Below are 24,436 nucleotides of genomic sequence, written 5' to 3' on the forward strand. Positions count from 1 at the left end.
GTCATCTCCTCATGAGGGAAGGGTGATCGCAAATGACCAGGACATGGCAGCGGTGGCAGGACTGGGCGGCACTGGTGATCGGCGTGCTGACCGCGTTGTCGCCGATCGTGGTGTCCACCGACACCGCCGCGCTGTGGTCGTTGATCGTGTTCGGCGTGCTGATCGCGGCTACGGCGCTGTGGTCGCTCGCGCAACCGGGCTCGGTGGCCAGCGAGTACGTCCACGCGGTGCTCGGCGTCCTGTTGTTCATCTCGCCCTGGGTGTTCAGCTACGCCGATCTCGGCGGCGCGTCCTGGACGTCCTGGGTCGCGGGTGTGCTGACGGTCGCGGTGGGCCTCGCGGCCCTGCCGTCCGCCAACGCGGAGCACCGGGGGTTGGTCGGCCAGCACTGACCGGTACGCAGAACACACGACCGGGGCATGCAGGACCCGGACACGCAGAACGGCCGCGGCCGCAGTGGCCGCGGCCGTCGCGCGCGTCCAGGATAGGTCGCACGGCACCGAACCGGTCGGGTGGCCGATGGGCGGGAGGAACGCATGACGGAGACGACGGCACCGGAGGAACCGGGCGCGCGGGAGCGGATCCTCGCCGCGGCCGAGGAACTCTTCGCCGCGTCCGGTTTCGACGCCACACCCACCTCACGCATCGCCGAACGGGCCGCGGTGCCCAAGGGGCTCGTCCACTACTACTTCAAGCGCAAGCCCGACCTGCTCGCCGCTCTCGTCGAGCGGCTGCCCGAGGACCGGCTCGACCCGGACCGCGTGGTCGTCCGCGGCGACGTCGCCGCCAGCCTGCACCGGCTCGTCGACGCGTTCGACCGGGCGCTCGACACGTCGGCCGTGCTGTCCCACCTGCTGTGGCGTGAGGCCGACACGCACCCGGCCGTGCTCGACGCGCTGCAGGCGCGCTTCGACCGGATGGTCGGGCAGATCCGCACGGTCGTCGCGGCGGCACGCCCGGACGGCTGCCCGGACGCCGACGTCGACTGCGCCGCACAACTGCTCGCCTCAGCCGTCAGCTACCGGCACTCCGTGGCCCGCCACGCCGACGACGGGCAGGAGGCCATGCACCGCGAACTGCGCTTCCTCGCCGACGCCCTGGCCGCAGGCGCAGGGGCCTGACCTGGGAGGCGCCGTCTAGGCTTCGTCAGATGCAGCGCAAGATCGGGGTCATGGGCGGGACGTTCGACCCGATCCACCACGGCCACCTGGTCGCCGCCAGCGAGGTGGCCGACGGGTTCGGGCTCGACGAGGTGATCTTCGTGCCCACGGGCCAGCCGTGGCAGAAGTCCGAACGCGTGGTGAGCAAGCCCGAGGACCGGTACCTGATGACGGTGGTCGCCACGGCGTCCAACCCGAGGTTCTCGGTGAGCCGCGTGGACATCGAGCGCCCCGGCCCGACCTACACCGCCGACACGCTCACCGACCTGCACGCCGAGCACCCCGACGCCCGGCTGTACTTCATCACCGGCGCGGATGCGCTCGGGCAGATCCTCACCTGGCAGAAGCTGGACGAGCTGTTCGAGCTGGCGCACTTCGTCGGTGTCACCCGCCCCGGCTACACCCTCGACGACGACCACCTGCCCGACGGCGCGGTCAGCCTCGTCGAGGTCCCGGCGATGGCGATCTCGTCCACCGACTGCCGTCGCCGCGTCGAGCAGGGACGCCCGGTCTGGTACCTGGTGCCCGACGGGGTGGTGCAGTACATCTCCAAGCGCCGTCTCTACCGCGATGAGGAGTGCTGACCTCCGGGGACGGGCCGGTCCGCCTGCGGCTCAGCGCAGCGGCGGCACCTTCACACTGGTGAGCAGCATCGTGGTGCCGTCGACCTCCCGCGACACCTCGATCGAGTCCATACAGGCGTGGATCATCAGCAGGCCGGGGCCCTCGAAGCCGTCCGGCTCGGGTGACCAGAGCTCACCGCCCGCCACCGCCACGAGGACGCGCCTGCCCCCGTCGGGCTCCGCGTACTGCCGCGCCGCCACCCGCACCTCCGCGCCGATCGCGGAGGGGTGCGTCTGCTCGACGGCGCTCGTCACGGCCTCGTTCACGGCCATGACGACGTCGTCGATCTCCCGGACCGGCCAGCGCAGAGCGCGCAGCCACCGGTGGAAACGCTCGCGGACCACCGAGAGCGACACCGGGTCGGCCATGAGGACCATGGAAATGACGTCCTCCGGGGGGCCGACGCCCGACGGATCCTGCGCGGTTCCTCCCACCAGCGGCTCGCCGTTCAGGCCGCGACGGCCTCGTCGACGGTGCCGTACAGCGAGAGCACCTCGTCCAGGCCCATCGTGCGGATCGGTCGGATCACCGGACGCGTGGGATCGACGACGACGCGCAGCGGAGCACCGAGCTCCCGGCCGTCGTCGTGCAGTGCGACCAGCAGCCCGAGCCCGGAGGACGACAGGAAGTCGACACCGGTGAGATCGAGGACCACCGGTGCTCCCGCGGCTTCGCGCAACGCTGCGCTCCCGGCCTCCATCAGCCGCCCTCCCGTGCTCAGGTCCACCTCGCCGCGCACGGCCAGGATGAGGCACCCGTCCCGGTCGTCACGTTCGATAGTCATCAGTTGCTCGGCCGGCGGCACCCCGCCGAGTGGACCGTTCATGCTGGCGCAGCGTACAGACGCCCCCCGAGGGCTCACCCGGACGCGGGCCCCCGGTCGGGGAGCGGCGCGCGCACGGACTCCCGCAGCGACTCCCCCAGCACCCGCCGGGCCAGCTCGACGACGTCCCGCAGACCGCGTCGGTCCAGCAGTCGTGCCACGTCGCGGGCAGCGGCCTGCGCGACGTCGTCGTTCTCGACGTTCCCGCTCGTGATCATCGGCCCTCGCAGCCTTCCGGACGCCCCGCCGCACAGCTGTTTCCCGCTGCGGGCCGCCCGATAAACCCACTCGTTCGAGAGCTGGGACACTGTGGGGGAGCAGGTGGGCCATGCCCACCGGGAAGGGGAACGGTGACGGCGACCGATGAGGCGCTCGACCTGGCCCGGGTGGCAGTGGCGGCCGCGGCCGAGAAGAAGGCGCAGGACATCGTCGTGCTCGACGTGTCCGACCAACTGGTGATCACCGACTGCTTCGTGATCGCGTCCGCACCCAACGAGCGGCAGGTGCAGGCCATCGTCGACGAGGTCGAGGAGATGCTGCGCCGGCACGGGGCGAAGCCCACCCGCCGCGAAGGGGCCCGGGAGGGTCGCTGGGTGCTGCTGGACTTCGTCGACGTCGTGGTGCACGTCCAGCACACCGAGGAGCGCGGGTTCTACGGGCTCGACCGGTTGTGGAAGGACTGCCCGCGCGTGGAGTTCCCGGAAGCGGTCGTGGACGTGCCCGCTGACACCGCCGGGCCGACCGGGTGAGCTTGCGCAGGCTGGTGTTGCTGCGCCACGGGCAGACCGACTACAACGCTGCGGGCCGCATGCAGGGGCACCTCGACTCGCTGCTCACCGCCACGGGCGTGGAGCAGGCGACCGCGGTGGCCCCCGAGGTCGCACGGCTCGCCCCGGACCGGCTGATCAGCTCGGACCTCCGTCGCGCCGTCGACACCGCCGATGTGGTGGCCGCGGCGTGCGGCCGTCCGGTCAAGCTCGATCCGCGGCTGCGCGAGACCCACCTCGGCGAGTGGCAGGGACGCACCGTCGCCGAGATCGAGCAGGAGTGGCCGGGAGCGATCGCCGCCTGGCGGTCCGACGCGGCCTGGACGCCACCGGCCGGCGAGTCGCGGGTCGACGTGGTGCGCCGCTCGTTGCCCGTGGTCGAGGAGCTGGACGAGGAGTACGACGGCGCCGACGCGGAGACCACCATCGTGCTGGTGGCCCACGGCGGCCTGATCGCCGGCCTGGTCTGCGGTCTGCTTGCGCTCCCCGTGTCCAGCTGGCCCGCCATCGGCGGTCTGGGCAACTGCCGGTGGGCCGCCTTGGCCCGCCGTGAGGACCACCCGCGCTGGCGGCTCGCCGGGTACAACGTCGGCGTGGGGGAGTGACCGACCGCCCCATCCTGCTGGTGCTCGGTGATTCGCTGGCCTTCCACGGCCCGCAGCGCCCGGAGCCTGCCGACGAGCCGCGGCTGTGGCCCAACGTCGCCGCCGCGGCGCTCGGCGGGCGCGCCGAGATCGCCGCCGGCACGGGCTGGACGGCTCGGCACGCCTGGCACGCCCTGACCTCCGACCCGCGGGTGTGGGCGGTCCTGCCCTCCGTCGAGGCGCTCGTGCTCGGCGTCGGCGGCATGGACAGCCTGCCCTCGCCGCTGCCCACCGCGCTGCGGGAGCTCATCCCGACCCTGCGTCCCGAACCGCTGCGCCGGATGGCGCGCCACGCGTACCTGCGCGCGCAACCGCCGTTGGCACGGGCGTTCGCGGCCACGCTGCCCCGCGGCGGACCGGTCGCGCTGCCGCCGCGGCTGAGCGTGCGGTACCTGGAGCGGTGCCGCGCCGCCGTGCACGCGGTCCGTCCGGGACTGCCCGTCGTGGCGGTGGTGCCGCCCCCGCACCGGGCTGCCTGCTACGCCTCGGTCCACGTCGGTCGGGCCGCCGCCGAGCGCGCGACCCGCGCCTGGGCCCGGGCGGCCGGCGTGGCCCTGCTCGACCTGCCCGCGCTCGTCGGTGCGCACGTGCTCGGCGGGCACGGCAACCCGGACGGGATGCACTGGGGGTGGGAGGCCCACGCCGCGGTCGGCGCCGAATGCGCAGCCCTGCTGCGGGCGAGGGGCCACTAGGCTCCGGCGCCGTGCCCGTCGCCGTCGTCACCGACTCCACCGCCTACCTGCCGGAGGGTATGGCGCAGCAGCGGGGGATCCGGGTGGTGGCGCTCGAGGTCCGGCTGGGGGAGCGGGTCGGCAGGGAGGGCGTCGACATCGACGCCGCCGCGCTGTCGGTGGCGTTGACCGACCGGCACCTCGAGGTGCAGACCTCCCGGCCGACGCCGGCGGAGTTCGCCGCGTCCTTCCAGGCCGCGTTGGACGGCGGCGCCGACGAGGTGGTCTCGGTGCACCTGTCGCGGGAGCTGTCGGGCACGTGGGACGCGGCGCGGCTGGCGGCCGACGAGGTCGCACCCGAACGCGTGCGCGTCGTCGACTCGCGGGCCACCTGCATGGGCCTCGGGTTCGCGGTCCTCGCCGCGGCGGACGCGGCGCAGGCGGGAGCGGACGGCGCTGACGTGGCGGCGGCCGCCGAGAGCGTCGCCGCGCGCTGCCGGCTGTTCTTCTCCGTCGACACCCTCGACCGGCTGCGACGTGGCGGGCGCATCGGCGCCGCGGCCGCGCTCGTGGGCACGGCGCTGGCCGTGAAGCCGCTGCTGCACGTGACGCAGGGCCGCATCGTGCCGCTGGAGAAGGTCCGCACCTCGGCCCGGGCGGCGCAGCGGCTCGTGGAGCTGGCGGTGCGCGCCGCCGGGGACGGTCCCGTCGACCTCGCGGTGCACCACCTCGACGCCGCCGCTCGTGCCGACGAGCTCGCGGTCCGGCTGAAGGAGCGCGTGCCGCGGGTGGCACGGCTGCTCGTGTCGGAGGTCGGGGCGGTGATCGGCGCCCACGTGGGGCCCGGACTGCTCGGGGTGGTCGTGGTGCCGGAGGGCTGACCCCCAGTCCGCTGCGCGTTCCGCCGAGTTGTCCCCCTCGTGCTCGGGCCATCCACAGTTCTCGGCGACGCCCCCGCACCCACCTCCCACGGTCCTAGCGTCGTCCGCGTGACACGACCTCACCCCCTCGCCGGGCGGCTGACCTCGGTGCTTGCCACCGGGGCCGAGCCGGACGCCGGGTCGACGCGCGAGCACGGGGAGGCTCCTGTGCCGCCGCGGCCGGATGGCCGCACGGCGGGTGGTCGCGCGGGGTGGGCCGACCCGCCGACGGTTCCCCTGCCGCTCCTGGCCGCTCGGCACGGTGCTGCACTCGCCGCCGGGTCGCGCCGGGCAGCCCGGCAGGCCGCGCAGGAGGGGGAGGACCTGCTTGCCGGACGCAGCGGTGCCCCGGAGATGCCGGCACCACCTCTGCGTGGGCCCGACCTCCTCGGTGTGCCACCGGCGGAGCTGGATCGTCCCGGCGGGTCCGGGCGCGTCGCCGGCGTGCTGCGCAGGCTCGCGCCGGCCGCGTGGCGCGGTGCTCGCCTCGACCCGGGGCGGCCCGGTGCCACCGCGCTCGCCCTCGTGGCCGCCGCGGCCGCCGTCCTGGCTGCGGTCGGGGTCTGGTCCGAGCGGCCGCGCGCCGAACCGGTGGCCGATCTGCCCGCGGTCAGCATGGCCGCCGAGCAGGCGCCGTCCGCCGCGGCGCAGCCGGGGGCCGCACCCATGTCCCCACCGACGGCAGGGGTCCCGCAGCCGCCCGCGGCGCCCCTGGTCGTGGCCGTGTCCGGCAAGGTGCATCGGCCCGGGCTGGTGGAGGTTCCCGACGGCGCCAGGGTGGCCGACGTCCTGGAGGCGGCAGGCGGGGCCCTTCCCGGCACGGACCTCGCCGAGGTCAACCTGGCCCGGCGGGTCGTGGACGGGGAGCAGGTGGCGGTAGGGGTGCCCGCCGCGCCCGACGCCGCCCCGGCGGGGCCGGCAAGCGGCGCACCGGCGGGCACGGCGCCAGGCGCGCCTGCCGCGCCGGTCGACCTCAACACCGCCACCGAGGACCAGCTCGACGCGCTGCCCGGAGTCGGTCCGGTCACCGCCCAGCGGATCCTCGAGTGGCGCGCGAGCAACGGGCGCTTCGCCCGGGTCGAGCAACTGCGGGAGGTCGACGGCATCGGGGAGCGCCGGTTCGCGCAGCTGCGGGAGCTGGTGAAGGTCTGATGCGCGCTCCGGTGCCGGACCCACCCCGGCGCCCGCCCGACCTGCGCCTGGTGCCGGCCGCGCTCGCGGTGTGGGCGGTCATGCTGCTCGGCATCGGGGTGGGGCCGGTCGCCGGCGTGGTCGTGCTGGTCGCGTCGGTGCTGCTCGTCGTGGGTGCGCTGCGGCGCCGCGGAGCGGTGTGGTCGGCTGCGGTCCTGGCCGCAGCCGGGTGCGCGGCGGCGGCCGCGCTGGCGGTCACCGCGCAGGTCCTGCTGGTCGAGCGGCACCCGCTGCGTGAGCCCGCGCAGCGCGGTGGGGCAGCGGAGCTGCGGGTGGTGGTCACCGACGACCCCCGTCCGATCCGGAGCACGGGCTACGGGTCCCGGCCCGGTGAGGCGAGCCTCGTGCTGGTGCCTGCGCGGCTGGAACGCGCCACCGCAGGCGACGGCCACTGGACGGCCGGTGGGCGCGTGCTGCTCATCGCTCCGGCGCAGGAGTGGGCCGCGCTGCTGCCGGGGCAGGCCGCCACGGCCGAGGGGCTGCTCGCCCCGGCGGGCCGCCGTGACCTCACCGTGGCGGTGCTGCGGGTGCGCGGCCCGCCGGGCGACGTCCGCGCGCCGCCGTGGTGGCAGGAGGCCGCGGGCGGGCTGCGGGCGGGGCTGCGCGAGGCCGCCACGGTCCTGCCGCCCGCCTCCGCCGGGCTCCTGCCCGGGCTGGCCGTCGGCGACACCAGCGGCCTCGTCCCGGAGGTCGAGTCCGACTTCCGGGCTGCGGGGCTCACCCACCTGCTGGCCGTCTCCGGTGCCAACCTGGCGATCGTCGCGGGCGCGGTCCTGGCGCTGCTGCGCCTGCTGCGGGTCGATCCCCGCCTCGCCGCAGTCCTCAGCGCGCTCGCCGTGCTCGGCTTCGTGGTGCTCGCGCGGCCGTCGCCGAGCGTGGTGCGGGCGGCGGCGATGGCGGCCGTGGTGCTGCTCGCGCTCGCCCTGGGCCGTGGCCGCTCCGCGCTGCCCGCGCTCGCCGCGGCCGTGCTGGTGCTGCTGCCGGCCGACCCGGCACTGGCCGTCGACCCGGGCTTCGCGCTGTCGGTTCTCGCCACGGCGGCGCTGGTGCTGCTCGCACCGGGCTGGTCCGAGGCGCTGCAGGGGCGCGGGGTGCCGCGATGGATTGCGGAGGCGCTCTGCGTGCCGGCCGCCGCGTTCCTCGCCACCGCCCCGCTGATCGCCGGGCTGAGCGCGCAGGTCAGCCCGATGGCGGTGCTCGCCAACCTGCTCGCCGTGCCCGCCGTGGCCCCGGCCACGGTGCTGGGAGTGTTGGCCGCGGTGCTCTCACCGCTCGGCGCCCCGCTGGCGCAGGCGTGCGCGTGGGCGGCCGGCCCGTTCGTCGGCTGGCTGGTCCTGCTGGCCGATCGGTCCGCGGCCGTTCCCGGCGCGGTGCTCGGCTGGCCGGGCGGGCTCGTGGGCGCGCTGCTGCTGGGCGCCCTGGTCCTGGTGCTGCTCGCGCTCGGGCGGTCCCCGCGGTGGCGGGCGCTGCTGCTCGCCGTGGCACTGGGGTCGGCGCTCGTGCTGGTGCCCACGCGGGTCGCCACGCCGGGGTGGCCGCCCGTCGGGTGGTCGGTGGTGGCCTGTGACGTCGGGCAGGGCGACGCGCTGGTCCTGGGCACCGGCAGGCCGGGCTGGGTCGTGCTGGTCGACGCCGGTCCCGACGCCGGGCCGGTGGACGCCTGCCTCGACCGGCTCGGGGTGCAGGGGATCTCGCTGGTGGTGCTCAGCCACCTGCACGCCGACCACGTCGGCGGGCTCGCGGGCGCGCTGCGGGGGCGGGCGGTCGCCGGCGTCGCGGTCGGGCCGGTGCGCGAGCCGGCGTGGGCGCTGCGCGATATCGCGGACGCGGCGGCGGGCGCGGGCGCTCCCGTCGTCGCGCTCGTCGCGGGGAAGCGGCTGGAGTGGCCAGGGCTCGTCCTCGACGTCCTCGGCCCGCGTCATCCGGCCGCATCCGTCGACGGCGAGGACGGCACCGCGGTCAACGACGGCTCGCTCGTGCTGCGCGCCCGCACGGCGGCCGGCACGGTGCTGCTCACCGGCGATGTCGAGCTCGCCGCGCAGGCCGACCTGCTCTCCTCCGGCGCCGACCTGCGGGCCGAGGTCCTCAAGATGCCGCACCACGGCTCCCGGTACACCTCGATCGACTTCCTCAACGCGGTCGCTCCGCGCGCGGTGCTGGTCAGCGTCGGCGCCGGCAACACCTACCGCCACCCCGACCCCGGCCTGATCGGCGGGCTGGAGCGGGCCGGCGCCGCGGTCCGCCGCACCGATCTCACGGGCGATGTCGCCGTGGTCGGCAGCCAAGTTGGCCTCGAGCTCGTCTCCCGAGGCTCACCGCTGCCGGCTCCGCGATGAGGACACCGCGCAGTAGCGCGAACGAGGGCCTTCGCGGCCGAGTGGTCTGCGCGGTGCGACCTCGCCATCGGCGACCGGGGACGGCGGCCAGCTCTTCCTCGGCCCCTCAATCGCGCATCGAGCCGGTACGGCTCTGAGCCGGATTGCCGATGATGCAAATCACTTCACGGTTGTGGCCCCGCCCGTTCCACGCCCCCTCGGTCGGGAAGAAGGAGTGGGTTCTGACCGACGGGTCTTCGGCCGCGTGCTGCGCGTACCGGTCGAGCTCGGTCCGGCACCGCTCCCAGGCTTCGTCGGAGACCTTCCGGTGGCCCGGGTAGGACGTGCCGGCCAGCTCGAAGACAGCGAAAACCTCGGCCTGGTGCGCTTCTGCGCAAGGCACTGCATCTATGGAGAACATACTGTTCGCACCCGGCCCCAACTTACCCAGCCCGTTGAAACAATCACCTGGCTTCCGGTCGTTCGTCGCGACCCTGCCGGCCTCGACGATGGCACCGGATGCGTCCCGCTGCGGGCCGTCTTGAAATAGCGCGAACATGCCCAGGAGTAGACCTGCGATCGCGATAGCTGTACCTCTATGGCGGCGCCGGTGGATATCGATGAGCGCAAGGATCCCGCAGAGAATTGTAACGATCGCTGCACCGAGAAGGGTTTCTCCGTCGATCAGTCGCGTGCCACTGAGCATCGCTGCCGCGGCAACGACGCCCAGCGACAATGTCGCCACCGCGAGAACGTTCGTACTGCGACGCCCGGAATCGAAACGCTTCGGCGGGTATTTCCCGTCCTGTGTCGCCATGCGGGCAGGCTAACCGGACGCTGGACGCGCTGGCCAGCGGCCAATGCCGTGTCCACCTGGCTCGACGCGTGTGGCTCCGTGCAGGACGTCGAGGGTGCATGGTCGGCAGGCGAACGTGCTTCTCATCCGATGGACTGCTACCAGGTCGTTCAACACGCCCGGGACGATTCGGCAAAAGCGCCTAGATCGACTGTTCGCGAACCGGTCGCCACGGCGACCCTCTCGACAACGGGCAACACCGCGGCTAGTGCTACAGCAGTAGATCGTGATAACGCGAGTCGTGATCGCCGGTGTGGCGTGCCCACTGTCGGGGAGAGCGTGGTGCCGAATCAGGCCGGCGGATGCGGATGTGATCGCTGCGGGAAGCACCTGACCGTCGTCGCGACAGCGTCCACGCGCGGCTCGAACCGATCAGCTGCGGTGATCATCGGTTGGGTGCACGAACGGCCGGATGTGGCCGCCCGTGCACCCAACCGATGACCATGCTTCTGGCCGGCGCTTCCGGTCCAGGAATCGGTCCCGCCCGCCCGTCGCTGCTGACCAGGCAGAGCAAGGCAGTGGGCACCGGTCATCCGTTCACATCCGAACCGCTCAAGTCGGCCGCCCCGCGGCGGCCGACAGCCGGAGCGGCCGTGCCAGACTCGGCCGTTCGGATACCCGACCGGGAGGGTAGTTCCCGTTGCGCATCGTCGAGATGGCCGACCTGGCGCCGCAGCAGCGGCACGAACTGCTCACCCGGCTGGTGGCGCCGTACTCGACAGCCATGATCTCCACGCTGGATGCGGTCGGCGAGCCGCTCGTCGCGCCGCTGGGTTACTGCGTGCCGATGCGTGGGCGGGTTGCGACGGTCGCGATCACCATCGCCGCCGTCCGCGACGCCGGCGGCGACCCCGAGTCGGTTCAGGCAGCAGCGTTGGCGCGCGGGGAGTTGGTGGCCAACTTGACCGCCTCGGACCTACCCCAGCACCTGGCCGACCTGTCGAGGGCGCCGCGCGAGCATGCCACCGGGGCGGTGCGGTGGCCGACCACTGCCTCGCACAAGGTCGCGGTGCCATCTCTGGTGGCCGGCCGGGCGCGGCTGGAGTGCCGGGTGATCGAGCCGGCAGGTCAGCCGTCCGTCCGCGACCACGTCGCCCGCCCACCCACCGGCTACGTGGTGATCGCCGAGGCACTCTGCGTGGTCGCCGACGACGATCTGCTCACGCCGCCGGTCGAGACGCCGGAGCGAGCGGCGAGGCAGGTCGAGTTCCCGTGGTTCTTCGGGCCGGCGGACCGGTCGGTGGTCGACGGGACGCGCGTGCACCAGGTTGTCGAGCAGCGGACCGACCGGGTCGACACGCGCAATCGCGTCGACCGTGGCGCGGACGATGCTCCCGCCCGGTCCCTCGCCGCGCCCGCGTAGCCCATTCCGGGCAGCCGGCGCGCCGCGTCGTCGACGTGCCCAGCGGTGCAGTCGCCGGTGCAGGGCCCGCCCTGCTCGGCGATGCTCGCCACTTCGGGAGTCTCCTCGTCCACGTTCATCGAGATCAGAAATTTTCTTCGTTGATGGACATGACGCCTTGTCGGCGTACGTGGACGAGGCGGATTCCAGTCAGCGTGCCCGGCCCGACTTCGACAGGTGCCTGACGTGGACGGTGCACTCGTGCCCGGAGTACAGCTATCGCAGGCGGCGAAGAACGCGCGGCTCGCAACCACCCGTTGAGGGTTCGGGCGGGCCAGGGAGTGTGATCAGGCTGCTCCGCCAGGAATGCGCGCCTACAGCGGAGGCATGGGTACCGCAAATCGCGCGGCTACGGTTTCGAGGCTGTTCCAGGTCGCCTCCGGGAGGTTGATTCCCGACTTCGTCAGACGTTGGCGGTTCTGTACCTCGAAATCGCCGGGAACCTGGACCTCGGTCACCCCGGATGCGGGCGGTGTTGCTCTTGCGTCGGCGAGTACGCTGTCTACCGAAGAACGGTAGCCGTCGGTGCCGCCGAACGCCGCGGGATCGATGACGATGAGGAAGACTCCCGCCAGGAAGTTCGTCGATTCGGACCGATCCCAGAAGATGTCGCCGCCGATGAGGGTTGGGTCTTGGTCGCCGATCATTGCTAGCCCGCCGATCAGGGCGGAAGCCAGGCCCAGTGCGTACCCCTTGTGTCCGGCGACCTCGCCGCCCAGGGGCATCAGGGAGCCATCGGCGAAGAAGGCCTCCGGTTGTCGTGCGGGCCTGCCATCACGATCCACGATGCACCCCGGCGGCAGTTGTACGCCACGAGCATGGGCGACATCTACTTTGCCCCGAGCGATGTTGGTCATCGAACCGTCGAAGACGAAGGAACTGCTCCCACCGGGGATCGAGATCGACCAGGGATTGGCTCCCACGAAGCGGTCTCGTCCCCCGAACGGCGGCATCCATCCCACCTCCTTGCCGGCAGCGCCCACGGTCATGAGAGCGACCAGCCCTTGGTCCGCCGCCCGCTCGGTGTATTCACCGAGCCGTCCTATGTGTGCGGAATGACGTACTGCGACCGAAGCCATGCCATGCCGACGAGCTCGGTCGAGAGCCCAGTCGAGCGCGAAGGCGGTGGAGTACTGCCCGAAGCACCGGTGCGCGTCGATCAATCCGGTCACACCGTTGTCGGTCAGCACCTCCGGTCGTGCGGAAGGAACGATCTGCGCCTCATCCACCTGCGTCACGTACTGCTGGAGGCGGAGCACGCCATGGGAATCGTGACCTGAGAGGTTCGATCGCACCAGGTGGCGACCCACCTCCTCGGCCACGTCGTCGTCGGCGCCGGTGGCCCGGACGATGTCCGATGCGAAGTCGGTCAGAGCTGCGGCGGAACACGTGGGCATAGCATTAGCTCCTCGGGGTAGCGACTCAGACGAAGATGCTGATCGCCAGGATCATGCCCAGCGAGACGACCGAGATCAGCATCGTCGGTACCGTCACGGTCTTCAGCGTGCCGCGTGTCGTCATGTTCAACAGGGTCTGCCACATCCAGAAGCCGTTGCTGTTGACCTGGATCGCGAACAGTGCGCCCGACCCGATCGCAAGGGCGATGAGTGGGGCCGGTGTCGCAACCTCGGACAACACCGGGGCGAGGATTCCGGCGGTGCTGATCGCAGCCAGCGAGGTGGATCCGATCAGGATGTGGATGACACAAGCGACGATCCAGGCAAGCAGTAGGGGGGTCAACGCGCTGGCCGTGAAGAGCTGGGTGAGGACGTCCCCGAGCGGCGAGGCGCTGATGACGCCGGCCAACGAGCCGCTGATCCCGGTGAGCACCAGGATCGTGCCGCATTGTTTGAGGCCATCCGACATGATGCCATCGACGCGGTCCGAGGACGAATACCGCCACACCATGACATATGACAGGGAGAATCCGAGGAAGAGTGCGAACACCGGGTTCGTCAGCAGGCCGAGGATTCCACCGGGCGGATCGCCGTGCACGATCTGGAACACGCCGCCCGACACCACCAGTGCAAGGGCCAGGAGGAGCGGGAGGAGGGAGATCCCCAGTCTTGGCCGGCCTGGGCTCCGCGTCTCGTTGTGGTAGGCCTCGATCGGCGCTTCGCTCATTGGCGAGTGTGCCGGTTCGTCCGTGCCGCCGGCCGTGCGGTGGGCGGTGGATTCGGCGAAACCTTCAGCTGTTGCGACGTTTTGACCAGTCGGCCGATGCTCGTCCATCAGCTCGTCGGTGCTCGGGTTCCACATTCGCAACTTGATGAGCTGCACGTAGAGGAAGACAGACATCACGCCGGTCGGGATACCAACGAGAAGGCCGTACCCCAGGACGCTGGTCAATGGCAGCTGCAGTAGTCCGGTGATGGCCAACAGGCTGAGACCCGGAACGACGAACATCTGCCCGAGTTGTGACCCCATCATCGTCGCGGAGGCCATCTTCGCGAGCCCTCCGGGGCCCAGGCGCTTACCCAGATTGCGGACGAGGGGCGCGGCGAGAACCATTTGAACGTCGGTGAAGAGGACGGGGAAGAGGAGCATGAGTACTAATGTGTAGGCGTAGGGCAGGTCCCGGTCGCGCGTGATGCGGATCAGCCAGGCTGCGATCCTGTCGAAGACGCCGAGAGCGCGTAGCATTGATCCCAGCAACACGCCGAAGGTGATCAGGAGACCGATCTCCGCCATGATGTCGGCGAAGCCATCCGTAATTGCCGTAACCGTTTCGGTGGGCCCCAGCCCCGCTGTGAGACCTAGATATGAAGTTCCCAGGAAGAGGCCGATTACGGCGTTGACCTTGAGGAAGACGATGAGTCCGATGATGATGACGAAGGCCAACGAGGCGTGGACGAGGATCGGGACGGTACCGATACCGGCGCCCGCCAGCGTCGCTGCATGGTCGTTCACTGTCTGCACTCCTCACGTCGATGTGAAGGTTCACGACTCACCACACGGGCTGCAGGGCTTCCCGACTGCGGCCGAACGAGGTGCCCGCAAGCGCGACGGCAAGGCTCACGCCGGTTGCTGCACCAGTTCGACCGTGCATCCCGTCGGTCCGTGCCGGAGGAAGGCACAGGGATGGCCGTACCCGCCGGTGAAGATCTGCGCGGTGGATTCGGACACGTCCTGCAGCGAGCGCGCGAGATCGGGTACGGCGAAGCAGACGTGGTGCAGGCCCTCGCCGTGCTCGTCGAGGTGCGTGCGCACAGGGCCGTCGCGCAGCGGCTGCACAATCTGCATCGCGGTGGTTCCCCCACCAGGCCGGTGACGACCGTCGGGACGGAGCCACAGGAGCCGCACCCCGGCGTCCTCGACGATCTCGTCGTGCTCGCGCCGCAGTCCGAGGGTCCGCTCGAACCAGCGCGCCGCGGCGGGGGCGTCGTGGGCGGCCAGCGCCACGTGGTCGATCAGCGAGACTGTGGTGAGCCCCCGGTCGAGGTCGGCCTCGACGACCATCAGGCGCCTTCGTCGAGTGCGGCGAGGATCGCCTCGCCCATCTGTGTGCAGGTCGCCGCGCCCCCGAGATCGGCCGTGACCGCAGTGCCGTCGGCGAGCACGCGAAGGGTGGCGGCGTCGATCTTCGAGGCAGCGTCCAGGGCGGCCTTGTCGTCGTGGCGCTCCCCGAGCCAGTCGAGCATCATCGCGGTCGAGAGGACCATTGCTGTCGGGTTGGCGAGGTTCCTACCGGCGATGTCCGGCGCGGAGCCGTGGGCGGGCTGGAACATGCCGTGCTCGTGGCCGACGTCGGCGGACGCGGCGAGCCCCAGCCCGCCGACCGTGGCCGCCGCGAGGTCCGAGATGATGTCGCCGAACATGTTCTCCGCGACCACCACGTCGAAGTGATCGGGCCGCAGCACCTGGAACGCGGTCATCGCGTCCACGTAGACGTGGTCGCGTTCGACGTCGGTGGATGCGTCCGCGACCTGGTCGAAGACCGACCGGAAGAACGCGTAGGAGCTCAGGACGTTGGCCTTGTCCACGCAGGTGACCATCCGGCGGCCGTCGAGCGGACGCCCGTGGCGCTTGCGGGCGAGGCCGAACGCGATCTCGGAGACCTTCCGCGTGCCGTTGGCGGTGATCACGATGGTGTCGGTGGCCACCTCGCCGCGCACGTTGGTGCCCCCGGCGCGTGACGCGTAGAGCCCTTCGACGTTCTCGCGGACGACGACGTAGTCGATCGGGGCCTGGCCGGCGAGCGTCGCGGGCACACCGGGCAGGCTGCGGACGGGGCGGATGCCGGCGAACAGGTCCAGCGCGAAGCGCAGCCGGAAGATGACGTCGCCGTTGACCTCGCGCCCGTCCGGGTGCCGCGCGTCGGGCAGTCCGATGGCGCCCATCAGGATGGCGTCGGCCGCCTCGCACGCCGCGAAGGTCTCCTCCGGCATCGCGACCCCGGTCCGGCGCCAGCGTTCGGCGCCCGCGTCGTGGGGGTCGACCGAGACGCGCAGCCCCGGGACGATGCCGGTCACGCGGTCGAGTACCCGCAACGCGACGTCGGTGATCTCCGGGCCGATCCCGTCTCCGGGTAGTGCTGCCACCGTGTAATTGCCCACTCGCCACCTCTTTGGTAAGACCACTTTCGGTTGGCGCCATGTGTACCTCAGGGTGTGAACGGGGCGCAAGAGATCGTGTTCGACGTAGAGGGCTTCCGGGCCGTCTTGACAGACTGAACCGGTAAGACCAATATCGAGGTTGTTGCCGCTCGGCGCGTTCGATCTCGAGCGGCACCTGCCCTCCCACCGGACGCACGAGTGGACGGGGACGCGACATCCGGGATCAGGCTCGGTCTCCGGAGCAGACACCCGCGGAGGCAGCACTGCGAGCACCATCCGACGACCAACCTGCCGCCCCCGACGCACGCCGCTCGGACCTGGTGGTGCAGCACGTGCTGCGGCGAATCCGGGACGGCAGCCTCAAGACCGGCGACCGGCTGCCGAACGAACGTGATCTCGCTGCCGAGTTCGGGGTGTCCCGGCCGGTCGTCCGGGAGGCCATCAGCCATCTGGCCGGCCGCGGCGTCGTCTCCCCCCGGCTCGGCAGCGGCTCGACGATCACCGCCGTGGCGCCCGAGCGCGCGCAGGAAGCCCTTTTCCTCTACCTCCGCGACAACCGCCTCGACTACCGCTCGGTACACGAGGTCCGCGAGCTCATCGAGGTCCACGCGGCCGGCGTCGCCGCAGTCCGCGCCACTGAGGTCGACATCGCGGCGCTGCAGCAGTCCATGCGCACCCTGCGCGAGTCCTCCGCCGACCTTCCTGCGGCGGCCGATGCCGACGTGGCCTTCCACACGGGCATCACCCGTGTCACCGGCAACCCGGTCTTCGAGTTGATCCTGTCCTCGCTGCACACCAGCCTGGTGAGCGTGCGCCAGCACAACCTCACCCTTGCTTCGGCCTACCAGGAGGCCGTGCGCTCGCACCAGGCCATTCTCGACGCCATCGCCGACGGGGACGAGACCGCCGCTCGGGTGTCCATGAGCGCACATCTGAACGCGGTCTTCCGCTACTGGCAGGAGACGAATCCCGCCGCTGCCGCGCAGCGCTGATCCGGGAGGCCCAACCGGGCGAGTGCGAGACCGCGCCCGACCCGAGTCGCGGCTCGCTGATGACCGCGCGAGGCACGGCTCTGTCAGGTCAGTGATACGGCGCGGTCATCCCGTGGACGCCGTGGTGGCGCGCCCGACCGAGGAGGGCCTGCAGGTCGTCTCGCGCGGTTCCCCGTTGCGGGCGCCGCGGTGAGGCGGGGAGTGCAGGACCTCGATGGTCGGGTTGCCCGGTTCGAACGGGCCGACTCCTCGGTCCCGGGATGCCGGCACGAGTCGGGTGATCATCGCTCGGCCGAGGACCAGCAGTATGCCGACGGCGAGGCCTCCGACGGCGAGCAGCCAGGGGCGCGCGCTGAGGTCCTCGGAGAACCGGTCGCCGGCGAGGAATCCGATGCCGACCAGGACGCCCGACCGCACCACCGTGGCGGGCACCACCCATGAGAGGAATCGCCGGACGTCCACCCGGGCTAGCCCCGCCGCGAGGAACGCCGGCACCGCGCCGAGGTCGACGAGCTTGGCGGCGATGACGACACGGGGCAGGTGCGCGTGGACCTGCGTGGTCAGCGTGTCGCGGCGCTCGTCGGTGAGCCCGAGCCGCACCAGCATCCGCCGCACGCCGGCTCGCTCGCCGTGCCGGCCCAGCGCGTAGAGCAGGGTGTCCGCGAGGACGTCGGCGCATGCGGCGGCCAGCCACACGCTCCACCACGTCAGCACTCCACCGCCGGCGAGGGCGGCGGCCGCGACCGTGACGATCGGGCCTTCCAGCAGGGCGCCGACCACGACCAGGAGCACCGCCCGCATCGGATGCTCGGCCATTGCCGTGAGGACCGCGGCCTCTACGCCCGTCACCGCGTGGCCGGTTCGGCGAGCGCCACCAGCCGGTCGACGACGCGGCAGCGGAAGGCGGCCGCGAGCGCCAGGTAGCAGCCGAGCACCGCGGGTACGGCGATCGCGAACACCTCGGGCACGACCGCGAGACCGAAGGGGGACGCGAGCGCGGGGACCGACGCCACGACCAGGAACGTCACCGTGAGCAGGGCGGCGAGCCAGGCGGGCCGCCGGTCGGGGACCGGCGCGGTCCACGCCGCGAAGACCCGGTGCGGCGGCTTCAGGAAGAGCAGCACCACGAACGACGAGAGCGTGACGAACGCCGACAGGCCGGTCTGCGCGCCGATGGTCACCGCGGCCTCGACGAACCCGGGTTCGCCGTAGGCCACGCCGGTGACGGCCTCGAACCCGGCGAGCTCCTGCGCCGAGATGGCGCCCGCGCGGATCCTGGCCGGGAGCCAGACCTGGAGCAGCGTGTAGACCAGCGTGGCGATCGTCGCGGTGACGACCGTGACCGGGGCGACGAAGCGGGCGAGGTTGCGCAGCAGGTGCGGGTCGGGGGCGGTGGGGCGCGCCCAGAACGACAGGCACAGCGTCGGAAGCCCCACCGTCAGCACGGTCAGGCCGACCTGGGTCGGGGTGTAGGGGAACGCGAGCCCCAGCGCCGCCGTGATCAGGATGATCAGTGCTTGCACGGCGACCCGGGTCAGGAACAGGTACATCGAGGTCGACAGCCCGTCGATGATCCGACGGCCCTCGGTGCGGGCGGGCAGCAGCGCGGCGAACGAGTCGTCGAGCAACACGATGTCGGCGACGTCGCGGGTGACGGGGCTGCCCGAGCGCATCGCGACGCCGACGTGGGCACGCTTCAGCGCGCGGGCATCGTTGACGCCGTCGCCCAGCATCGCGACGTGGTGCCCCCGGCGCCGCAGCGCGTCGACGACCCGCTCCTTCTGCTCCGGGGTGACCCGCCCGTACACCGTGGTGCGTTCCACCAGCTCGTCGAGCGCGTCGTCGTCGAGGGTGTCGAGGAACGGGCCCGCAACCGGGGTACCGGTCCCGATCCCGGCCCGGCTCGCCAGCGCCGCGACCGTGCGCGGGTCGTCGCCGGAGAGCACCGTGACCGCGACGCCCTTCTCACGGAAGCGCCGGACGCTCTCCACCACCTCGTTGCGCAGCTCGTCGGCGAGTACGACCAGTGCCACGGGGTCCAACGCGGGGAGTGCGGGCCGGCCGTCGCCGCCGCGCAGCGGTGCACCGTGGTGGGTGGTGCGGGCCAGCAGCAGGACCCGCAGCCCGCGGTGCGCCCGGTCGGCGACCATCCCGTCGTCGATCCCGGGAACGCCGATCCCGGGCGACAGGTGCGGGGCGAGCACCTCCGGTGCGCCCAGGACCCACCCCGCTCCGTCGAGGGTGACCTGCCCGGACCAGCGCAGCGCGGAGGTGAAGGCGATCTCGTCGCGCAGCGGCCACGCCTCGCCGGGGAGCGAGACGGCCAGCGCGGTGCAGGTCAGGTTCGCCTGCGTCACCGAGGCGGCGTACCTGGCGAGCGCGTCCCGCACGTCGTCGGAGCTGTCGCCGCCGAGTGGCCGCACCTCCGTGAGCGTCAGCCTGCCGGTCGTCAGGGTGCCGGTCTTGTCGGTGCAGACGACGTCGACGTGGCTGACCGACTCGACCGCGTTCACCTGCTGCACCAGGGCGCCGCGCGGCGCGATGCGGGCTGCGCCGCGCACGTAGGAGACGGCCACCAGGAAGAACAGGCCGTAGGGCACCAGGCCGACGAGCACCGCGGTGATCTGCACGATGCCCAGGAACGACTGGCCCCCCAGCACGGCCTGGCCCAGCACCAACGCGCTGAGGGCGAGGGTGAGGACCATGGTCAGGCGGACGACGCCGTCGATCTGGCGCTGCAGCGGTGTGCGGTCGGTGGTGAGCTTGCGCGCTTCCGTGGTGAGACGGCCGGCGTAGCTGTGTGCGCCGACGAGTTCGGCGCGCTGCCAGCCGTTCCCCGCGACGCAGTGGCTGCCCGACAGCACGGTCTCGCCGACGCCGCGGACGACCGGGTCCGACTCGCCGGTCAGCAGCGATTCGTCGGCCTCGACGCGCCCCGCGACGACCGGCCCGTCGACGACGATCTGCTCCCCGGCGCGAACGCGCACCAGATCACCGCGGACCACCTCTGCCGCCGCGACGGTGACCTCGGCGCCGTCGCGGACGACCCGGACGGCGGCGCCGTCCAGCAGCGCGAGCCGGTCCAGCTTGCGCTTGGCGCGGCACTCCTGCACCACTCCGATCAGCGCGTTGACCAGCCCGATCCCGACACTGGTGAACGCGTCCCCGGGGCGGCCCAGCACGAGCAGCACGACACCGATCGAGAACAGGATCGTGGTGTAGGAGGAGAGGACGTGCGTCGCCACGATCGTCGCGTAGCTGCGCGACGTGCCCGTCACCTGGGCGTTGACGCCCCCTGCACGGCGCTGCCCGCTCACCTGGGCGGCGGTCAACCCGGCCGGGGCGGCGATCGTCGTGGCCGGCGGGGTGGGGGAGACCTCGAGAGGGGGAGCGGGGGCGGGCACGGGGACTCCTGAACGGTGCGGGGATCAGCTCCCCACCACTGTCGCGGGCCCAGGTGAATCAGGATCATGATGCGAGTCGGAATCGGGTAAGAGACGGCGCGCACCGATCGTGATCCCGATCGCGGCGCCGCCGCCCGGCCGGTTGCGGGCGAACGCCGTGCCGTCGTGCGCCTCGGCGATGTCGGCGACGATGGCCAGGCCGAGTCCCGAGCCGGGCAGCGACCGTGCGGCGTCCGACCGGTAGAACCGGTCGAAGACCCGGTCGACGTCGGCGGGGTCGAGCCCGGGGCCGCGGTCGGAGACCGTGATCGTGCCCCGGCGCACCCGGATGTCGATCGGCCCGGTACCGCCGGTGTCGAACTTGGCCGCGTTCTCCAGCAGGTTCCCGACCGCACGGTCCAGCGCGTTGCGCCGCCCGCGTACCCGCGTGCCGTCGGAGTCGATGCCGATCGTCCGCCCGCTCCGCCGGCGGGTCCGGTCGGCGGCGGCCCGGACGACCGGGGCCAGATCGACCTCGTCGTCCTCCTCCTCGCCGGTGCGACGGGCCAACGCCAGGGTGATCAGCTCTTCGACCAGGTGGGACAGCTCCCGGGTCTCGCCTTCGACGTCGGCGAGCAGCCGCCCCCGCGACGCCGGGTCGAGCCGGTCGAGGTGGCGCAGCACGCTGGTGTTGGTGCGCAGGCTCGTCAGCGGGGTGCGGAGCTCGTGCGCGGCGTCCTGGATCAGCCGCTCCTGCGCCTCCCGCGACGCCGCGAGCCGTCGCAGCATCGTGTTGAACGACGACGACAGCCGGGCCACCTCGTCGCGTCCTTGCACCGGCACCTCGCCCGCCCCTGGCCCGATGGCGCTGACGTCCTCGGCGATAGCGGTCAGCCGGACCAGCCGCCGGGCGATCCGGCGGGCCAGGAGCCAACCGAGCCCCGCCGCGACGACCGTCACCAGCAGGGCGAGGAGGGTGACCTCCTTCGCGAGCCCGCCCAGCGCCTGGCGGTACACGACGATGTCGACCCCGACCTGCACCGCGCCACGCCCCTCGCCGAGCGCGGTGGTCAGCACGCGGTAGGCGACGCCGCCGGTCCCGTCGGCGACCGCCACCTCGGTGGTGCTGGTCGCGCCCCGCTGGGTGTCGGACGCCAGTGTGCGGTCCGTGTCGCGGACGGGGAGGGTCACCGGCTGCCCACCGAGCGGGGTGACGGTGCCGTCGGGAGCGATGCGCTGCGCGATCAGCTGCCGGGACCGGTCGCCGCGCCCGTCCGGCGGGCCGCCGGGGCGGTCGGTCACCGGGGTCTGCAGCACTCCTTCGTACCCGTTGACGACCGCGGTCGCGGCGGTCTGCAGGGCGCGGTCCACCTCGCCGTTGAGCCGCTCGACCGTCGAGTAGAACGCGAGTACCCCGACCGCGGCGGCGACGGAGGCGGCGACCATCGCGAAGGCCAGCGCGAGGCGGGTGCCGAGGTTCACGGCCTGCGCACGGTGTAGCCGACCCCGCGGATCGTGTGGATCACCGGTGGTGCGCCCGCGGCGGCCAGCTTGCGCCGCAGGTACCCGATGTAGACGGCCAGGTTCTTCGAGTCCGCACCGAAGTCGTAGCCCCAGATCCGCTCGTAGACCCGTGTGTGGTCGAGCACGACCCCCGTGTTGCGCATGAGCAGCTCGAGCAGGTCGAACTCGGTCTTGGTCAGGATCAGCTCGGTGCTCGCCCACCACACGCGCCGGGCTGCGGGGTCGAGCCTCAGGTCCCCGACCGTCAGCGTCGGCTCGCGGTCCCCCTCCGGCGGGGCGGCCCGGCGCAGGAGTGCCCGCAGCCGGGCCAGCAGCTCGTCCAGCTCGAAGGGCTTGGGCAGGTAGTCGTCGGCACCGGCGTCGAGACCGGCCACCCGGTCCTGCGTCTCGACCCGCGCCGTGAGCATCAGCACCGGTACCGGGCTGCCGTCCGCGCGCAGGACCCGGCAGACGCCGAGCCCGTCGAGGCCCGGCATCATCACGTCCAGGATGAGCACGTCGAAAGCGTCACGACGAGCACGGGTGAGCGCCTGCACCCCGTCGTCGACCCCGACCACGAGGTATCCCTCGAGTTCCAGCGCGCGGGCCAGCGATTCGCGGATCGCGCGGTCGTCCTCGGCGAGCAGCACGGTGTGGACCACCGCCGTCAGCTGCCCAGCCGGGCTGCGAGACCGTCGAGCACGATGCCGAGGTGCCGTTCGAACCGCCCGTCACCGTCGTCGCGCAGGTGCCCGGCACTCTTGACCAGGTCGGCGCCCTCGCCCAGCCAGGCGTCGCGCTCGGCGAGCGAGTACCGCTGCGGGTCGGCTGCGGCTGACTGACCACGCTCCTGCTCCTCGATGACGAAGCCGACCACGAACGCGGTGACGAGATCGACGGCGTCGTCCGCCTCGGCGAGCGTGAACCCCGCCGCGGTCAGGCGTGCGAGCCAGGACTCCTTGGCCCTCACCACGTCGGCGTCGGCGATGCGCGTGCCGCTGAAGATGCGGGCGCCGTCCCGGTGGAGCAGGTACTCCGCGCGCAGGATGCGGGCGTAGGCGCCGACGTCGTCGCGCCAGCCGCTGCCCGGGGGGATCGCCGCCAGGGCGCGGGTGACGCCGCGCATGACGGCGGTGCTCATCTCGTCGAGCAGTTCCTGCTTGTTGCGGACGTGCCAGTACAGCGCGGGGGCCTGCACGTCGAGCCGGGCGGCGAGCGCGCGGACGGTGATGCCCTCCATGCCCTTCTCGTCGAGCAGCTCGAGTGCCGTTGCCACGATCCGTTCGCGCGTGATGCCCTTCGCCACGGTGACACCTTAACAAGGTTCAGGCGCGGCCGGGCGGGGCCGAGGGCCGTTCCCGTCGCTGGACGATCTTGCCGATCTGAGTAGGGTCAGCTGGGTGATCTGTCCGAAGTGTCAGAGCAGGATGCACACCGTCGACCGACGCGGGGTGCACATCGAGCAGTGCCAGGGCTGCCGCGGGATCTTCCTCGACCGGGGCGAGCTCGAACAGATCGCCAACGCCGAGCAGAGCTTCTACGGCGGGCACTCGGCCCCGCCGGCGTACGGCCAGGACTCGCCGCCGCCCTACGGCGGCCAGCGCGGGCACGACCCCCGCCACCAAGGTGGCCGGCGCTACGGCGACTCGCCGCCGCCGCACGGCGGTCGCTACAGCGACTCGCCGCCACCGCGCGGCCACCGCTACAACGACTCGCCGCCGCCCCACGGCCACCGCGGCCACAAGGGTCGCGGGGGCTTCCTCGGCGAGCTGTTCGGCTGAACGCCGGCGAGCTCCCGGTCGACCTGCAGATCTGCGTCGGCTGCGGTGCCCGGCCGGCGGTGCCGGTCGTCGCACCCGACGCCGCCGTCCTGATCTGCCGCGACTGTGGCCACCGGCAGCCGTTCCGCCGGTTGCCGATGTTCGCGCTCACCGGGCCGAGCGGCGGGGGTAAGTCGACGGTCGCGCGCCTGCTCCAGCCGGCCCTCGCCGACACCGCCGTCGTCGTCGAGCAGGACGTGCTGTGGACGGCCGGACTGCAGGATCCGACCGACGACTTCGGCGCCTTCCGCTCCACCTGGCTGCGGATGGCCGCGATGATCCACCAAAGCGGGCGGCCGGTCGTGCTGGTCGGCACGGTCGCGCCGGTGCAGTTCGAGAGCCGTCCGGAGCGGGTGTTCCTCGGCGAGATCCACTACCTGGCGCTCGTGTGCGACCCCGAGGTACTGGCACCCCGGCTCCGGGCCCGCCCCGCGTGGCGCGGCTGGGACGAGCCGCGCATCGCGGAGACGCTGGAGTTCAACGACTGGCTCCGGCGCAACGGCCCCGCGCTGAACCCGCCGGTGGAACTCCTGGACACCACGGACCTCCCGCAAGCAGAAACCGCCGCTGCGGTGACGCGCTGGATCGCAGCGCACCTTCCCGACCGTACGAGCGGCACTCCCGTCCGATAGAGCGGTACGGAAGTGCCGCTCGTACAGCAGATCGTTGTGACCCCACCCCGTATTCGCACCCCCGTCGCTCGATAGTGTGAACGATAACGGTTGTCGTTCGTGCTGAGCGGGGGTGCTTGCTGTGCAGGTCGGTGGCGCCTCGGGGGTCGGCCGCTCCGGCTCGCAGACCCGCAAGGG

At 72.4% G+C, this 24,436-nt stretch carries 26 protein-coding genes; 13 read left to right on the forward strand and 13 right to left on the reverse strand.

The window, feature by feature from the left end; translation table 11 throughout:
- Window positions 1-32 precede the first annotated feature (32 nt).
- From CFP66_RS27010 to nadD, 3 genes are all read left to right on the forward strand, one after another.
- The gene (locus tag CFP66_RS27010) at window positions 33-392 is read left to right on the forward strand and encodes an SPW repeat protein (protein ID WP_094927998.1); all 360 of its coding nucleotides are present in this window, start codon (window positions 33-35) and stop codon (window positions 390-392) included.
- Window positions 393-536: 144 nt separating this feature from the next.
- Window positions 537-1,121, forward strand: coding sequence for a TetR/AcrR family transcriptional regulator (locus CFP66_RS27015; RefSeq protein ID WP_094927999.1), 585 nt, complete (start codon window positions 537-539; stop codon window positions 1,119-1,121).
- A 29-nt stretch (window positions 1,122-1,150) separates the two neighbouring features.
- Window positions 1,151-1,744 (forward strand): nicotinate-nucleotide adenylyltransferase, encoded by a 594-nt coding sequence (nadD, locus tag CFP66_RS27020; protein ID WP_094928000.1) that lies wholly within the window; start codon window positions 1,151-1,153, stop codon window positions 1,742-1,744.
- A 30-nt stretch (window positions 1,745-1,774) separates the two neighbouring features.
- On the opposite strand, the gene CFP66_RS27025 is transcribed toward nadD, so the two are convergent.
- The 3 genes from CFP66_RS27025 to CFP66_RS27035 all read right to left on the reverse strand — a co-directional run bounded on the left by CFP66_RS27025 (window position 1,775) and on the right by CFP66_RS27035 (window position 2,825).
- Window positions 1,775-2,161: an ATP-binding protein gene (locus tag CFP66_RS27025; protein WP_094928001.1), complete on the reverse strand. Its 387-nt coding sequence runs from the start codon at window positions 2,159-2,161 to the stop codon at window positions 1,775-1,777.
- 71 nt (window positions 2,162-2,232) lie between these two features.
- On the reverse strand, window positions 2,233-2,610 hold the full coding sequence (locus CFP66_RS27030) for an STAS domain-containing protein (protein WP_233159749.1): 378 nt from the start codon (window positions 2,608-2,610) through the stop codon (window positions 2,233-2,235).
- Between the two features lie 32 nt (window positions 2,611-2,642).
- Window positions 2,643-2,825: a hypothetical protein gene (locus tag CFP66_RS27035; protein ID WP_094928002.1), complete on the reverse strand. Its 183-nt coding sequence runs from the start codon at window positions 2,823-2,825 to the stop codon at window positions 2,643-2,645.
- A 132-nt stretch (window positions 2,826-2,957) separates the two neighbouring features.
- On the opposite strand from CFP66_RS27035, the gene rsfS reads away from it, so the two are divergent.
- From rsfS to CFP66_RS27065, 6 genes are all read left to right on the forward strand, one after another.
- A complete protein-coding gene (gene rsfS, locus CFP66_RS27040; RefSeq protein WP_094928003.1) occupies window positions 2,958-3,356 on the forward strand; it encodes a ribosome silencing factor in 399 nt (132 codons plus the stop codon).
- Window positions 3,353-3,979 (forward strand): histidine phosphatase family protein, encoded by a 627-nt coding sequence (locus tag CFP66_RS27045; protein ID WP_094928004.1) that lies wholly within the window; start codon window positions 3,353-3,355, stop codon window positions 3,977-3,979. Before rsfS ends, CFP66_RS27045 begins: the two co-directional genes overlap by 4 nt.
- Window positions 3,976-4,710 carry a diglucosylglycerate octanoyltransferase gene (octT, locus tag CFP66_RS27050; protein WP_094928005.1) on the forward strand — a complete coding sequence of 245 codons (735 nt, stop codon included), beginning with the start codon at window positions 3,976-3,978 and terminating at the stop codon, window positions 4,708-4,710. The genes CFP66_RS27045 and octT overlap by 4 nt, the downstream gene beginning before the upstream one ends.
- Before the next feature lie 11 nt (window positions 4,711-4,721).
- Entirely contained in the window at window positions 4,722-5,570 is an 849-nt protein-coding gene (locus tag CFP66_RS27055) for a DegV family protein (RefSeq protein ID WP_094928006.1), read from the forward strand.
- Between the two features lie 108 nt (window positions 5,571-5,678).
- Complete coding sequence (locus tag CFP66_RS27060; RefSeq protein ID WP_369805171.1) at window positions 5,679-6,761, forward strand: helix-hairpin-helix domain-containing protein; 1,083 nt, start codon at window positions 5,679-5,681, stop codon at window positions 6,759-6,761.
- On the forward strand, window positions 6,761-9,136 hold the full coding sequence (locus tag CFP66_RS27065; protein ID WP_094928007.1) for a ComEC/Rec2 family competence protein: 2,376 nt from the start codon (window positions 6,761-6,763) through the stop codon (window positions 9,134-9,136). The genes CFP66_RS27060 and CFP66_RS27065 overlap by 1 nt, the downstream gene beginning before the upstream one ends.
- 106 nt (window positions 9,137-9,242) lie before the next feature.
- On the opposite strand, the gene CFP66_RS27070 is transcribed toward CFP66_RS27065, so the two are convergent.
- Window positions 9,243-9,932 (reverse strand): DUF4190 domain-containing protein, encoded by a 690-nt coding sequence (locus tag CFP66_RS27070; protein WP_094928008.1) that lies wholly within the window; start codon window positions 9,930-9,932, stop codon window positions 9,243-9,245.
- A 679-nt stretch (window positions 9,933-10,611) separates the two neighbouring features.
- Between CFP66_RS27070 and CFP66_RS27075 the strand changes: the two genes are divergently transcribed.
- On the forward strand, window positions 10,612-11,334 hold the full coding sequence (locus tag CFP66_RS27075) for a hypothetical protein (RefSeq protein WP_094928009.1): 723 nt from the start codon (window positions 10,612-10,614) through the stop codon (window positions 11,332-11,334).
- Between the two features lie 353 nt (window positions 11,335-11,687).
- On the opposite strand, the gene CFP66_RS27080 is transcribed toward CFP66_RS27075, so the two are convergent.
- The 4 genes from CFP66_RS27080 to CFP66_RS27095 form a co-directional block, all read right to left on the reverse strand.
- Entirely contained in the window at window positions 11,688-12,770 is a 1,083-nt protein-coding gene (locus CFP66_RS27080; RefSeq protein ID WP_094928010.1) for an Ldh family oxidoreductase, read from the reverse strand.
- Between the two features lie 25 nt (window positions 12,771-12,795).
- Window positions 12,796-14,283, reverse strand: a complete 1,488-nt coding sequence (locus CFP66_RS27085; protein ID WP_158228232.1) for a GntP family permease — start codon at window positions 14,281-14,283, stop codon at window positions 12,796-12,798.
- Window positions 14,284-14,388: 105 nt separating this feature from the next.
- Window positions 14,389-14,832, reverse strand: coding sequence for a VOC family protein (locus CFP66_RS27090; protein ID WP_094928012.1), 444 nt, complete (start codon window positions 14,830-14,832; stop codon window positions 14,389-14,391).
- Window positions 14,832-15,929 (reverse strand): isocitrate/isopropylmalate dehydrogenase family protein, encoded by a 1,098-nt coding sequence (locus CFP66_RS27095; protein WP_094928013.1) that lies wholly within the window; start codon window positions 15,927-15,929, stop codon window positions 14,832-14,834. Before CFP66_RS27095 ends, CFP66_RS27090 begins: the two co-directional genes overlap by 1 nt.
- 332 nt (window positions 15,930-16,261) lie before the next feature.
- Between CFP66_RS27095 and CFP66_RS27100 the strand changes: the two genes are divergently transcribed.
- The gene (locus CFP66_RS27100; RefSeq protein ID WP_143517397.1) at window positions 16,262-16,921 is read left to right on the forward strand and encodes a FadR/GntR family transcriptional regulator; all 660 of its coding nucleotides are present in this window, start codon (window positions 16,262-16,264) and stop codon (window positions 16,919-16,921) included.
- 105 nt (window positions 16,922-17,026) lie between these two features.
- On the opposite strand, the gene CFP66_RS27105 is transcribed toward CFP66_RS27100, so the two are convergent.
- The 5 genes from CFP66_RS27105 to CFP66_RS27125 are packed head-to-tail and all read right to left on the reverse strand — an operon-like array spanning window position 17,027 to window position 23,113.
- Window positions 17,027-17,737 carry a DedA family protein gene (locus tag CFP66_RS27105; RefSeq protein ID WP_143517398.1) on the reverse strand — a complete coding sequence of 237 codons (711 nt, stop codon included), beginning with the start codon at window positions 17,735-17,737 and terminating at the stop codon, window positions 17,027-17,029.
- 29 nt (window positions 17,738-17,766) lie between these two features.
- Entirely contained in the window at window positions 17,767-20,325 is a 2,559-nt protein-coding gene (locus tag CFP66_RS27110) for an HAD-IC family P-type ATPase (RefSeq protein WP_233159750.1), read from the reverse strand.
- Window positions 20,326-20,349: 24 nt separating this feature from the next.
- On the reverse strand, window positions 20,350-21,786 hold the full coding sequence (locus CFP66_RS27115; RefSeq protein WP_094928015.1) for a HAMP domain-containing sensor histidine kinase: 1,437 nt from the start codon (window positions 21,784-21,786) through the stop codon (window positions 20,350-20,352).
- Window positions 21,783-22,478, reverse strand: coding sequence for a response regulator transcription factor (locus CFP66_RS27120; protein ID WP_094928016.1), 696 nt, complete (start codon window positions 22,476-22,478; stop codon window positions 21,783-21,785). Before CFP66_RS27120 ends, CFP66_RS27115 begins: the two co-directional genes overlap by 4 nt.
- Window positions 22,475-23,113, reverse strand: coding sequence for a TetR/AcrR family transcriptional regulator C-terminal domain-containing protein (locus CFP66_RS27125; RefSeq protein WP_094928017.1), 639 nt, complete (start codon window positions 23,111-23,113; stop codon window positions 22,475-22,477). The genes CFP66_RS27120 and CFP66_RS27125 overlap by 4 nt, the downstream gene beginning before the upstream one ends.
- A gap of 94 nt (window positions 23,114-23,207) precedes the next feature.
- On the opposite strand from CFP66_RS27125, the gene CFP66_RS27130 reads away from it, so the two are divergent.
- Together CFP66_RS27130 and CFP66_RS27135 are read left to right on the forward strand one after the other, a co-directional pair.
- A complete protein-coding gene (locus CFP66_RS27130) occupies window positions 23,208-23,588 on the forward strand; it encodes a zf-TFIIB domain-containing protein (RefSeq protein ID WP_094928018.1) in 381 nt (126 codons plus the stop codon).
- Window positions 23,589-23,647: 59 nt separating this feature from the next.
- Complete coding sequence (locus CFP66_RS27135) at window positions 23,648-24,259, forward strand: AAA family ATPase (RefSeq protein WP_233159752.1); 612 nt, start codon at window positions 23,648-23,650, stop codon at window positions 24,257-24,259.
- Window positions 24,260-24,436 lie beyond the last annotated feature (177 nt).

Source organism: Pseudonocardia sp. MH-G8 (assembly GCF_002262885.1).
Taxonomy (GTDB): Bacteria; Actinomycetota; Actinomycetes; order Mycobacteriales; family Pseudonocardiaceae; genus Pseudonocardia.

Coding starts and splice junctions, on each gene's coding strand:
- CFP66_RS27065 (WP_094928007.1), top strand. CDS start 6,761: ATGCGCGCTCCGGTGCCGGACCCACCCCGGCGCCCGCCCGACCTGCGC.
- CFP66_RS27105 (WP_143517398.1), bottom strand. CDS start 17,737: ATGGCCGAGCATCCGATGCGGGCGGTGCTCCTGGTCGTGGTCGGCGCC.
- CFP66_RS27010 (WP_094927998.1), top strand. CDS start 33: ATGACCAGGACATGGCAGCGGTGGCAGGACTGGGCGGCACTGGTGATC.
- nadD (WP_094928000.1), top strand. CDS start 1,151: ATGCAGCGCAAGATCGGGGTCATGGGCGGGACGTTCGACCCGATCCAC.
- CFP66_RS27080 (WP_094928010.1), bottom strand. CDS start 12,770: ATGCCCACGTGTTCCGCCGCAGCTCTGACCGACTTCGCATCGGACATC.
- CFP66_RS27015 (WP_094927999.1), top strand. CDS start 537: ATGACGGAGACGACGGCACCGGAGGAACCGGGCGCGCGGGAGCGGATC.
- CFP66_RS27090 (WP_094928012.1), bottom strand. CDS start 14,832: ATGGTCGTCGAGGCCGACCTCGACCGGGGGCTCACCACAGTCTCGCTG.
- CFP66_RS27035 (WP_094928002.1), bottom strand. CDS start 2,825: ATGATCACGAGCGGGAACGTCGAGAACGACGACGTCGCGCAGGCCGCT.
- CFP66_RS27030 (WP_233159749.1), bottom strand. CDS start 2,610: ATGAACGGTCCACTCGGCGGGGTGCCGCCGGCCGAGCAACTGATGACT.
- CFP66_RS27025 (WP_094928001.1), bottom strand. CDS start 2,161: ATGGTCCTCATGGCCGACCCGGTGTCGCTCTCGGTGGTCCGCGAGCGT.
- CFP66_RS27070 (WP_094928008.1), bottom strand. CDS start 9,932: ATGGCGACACAGGACGGGAAATACCCGCCGAAGCGTTTCGATTCCGGG.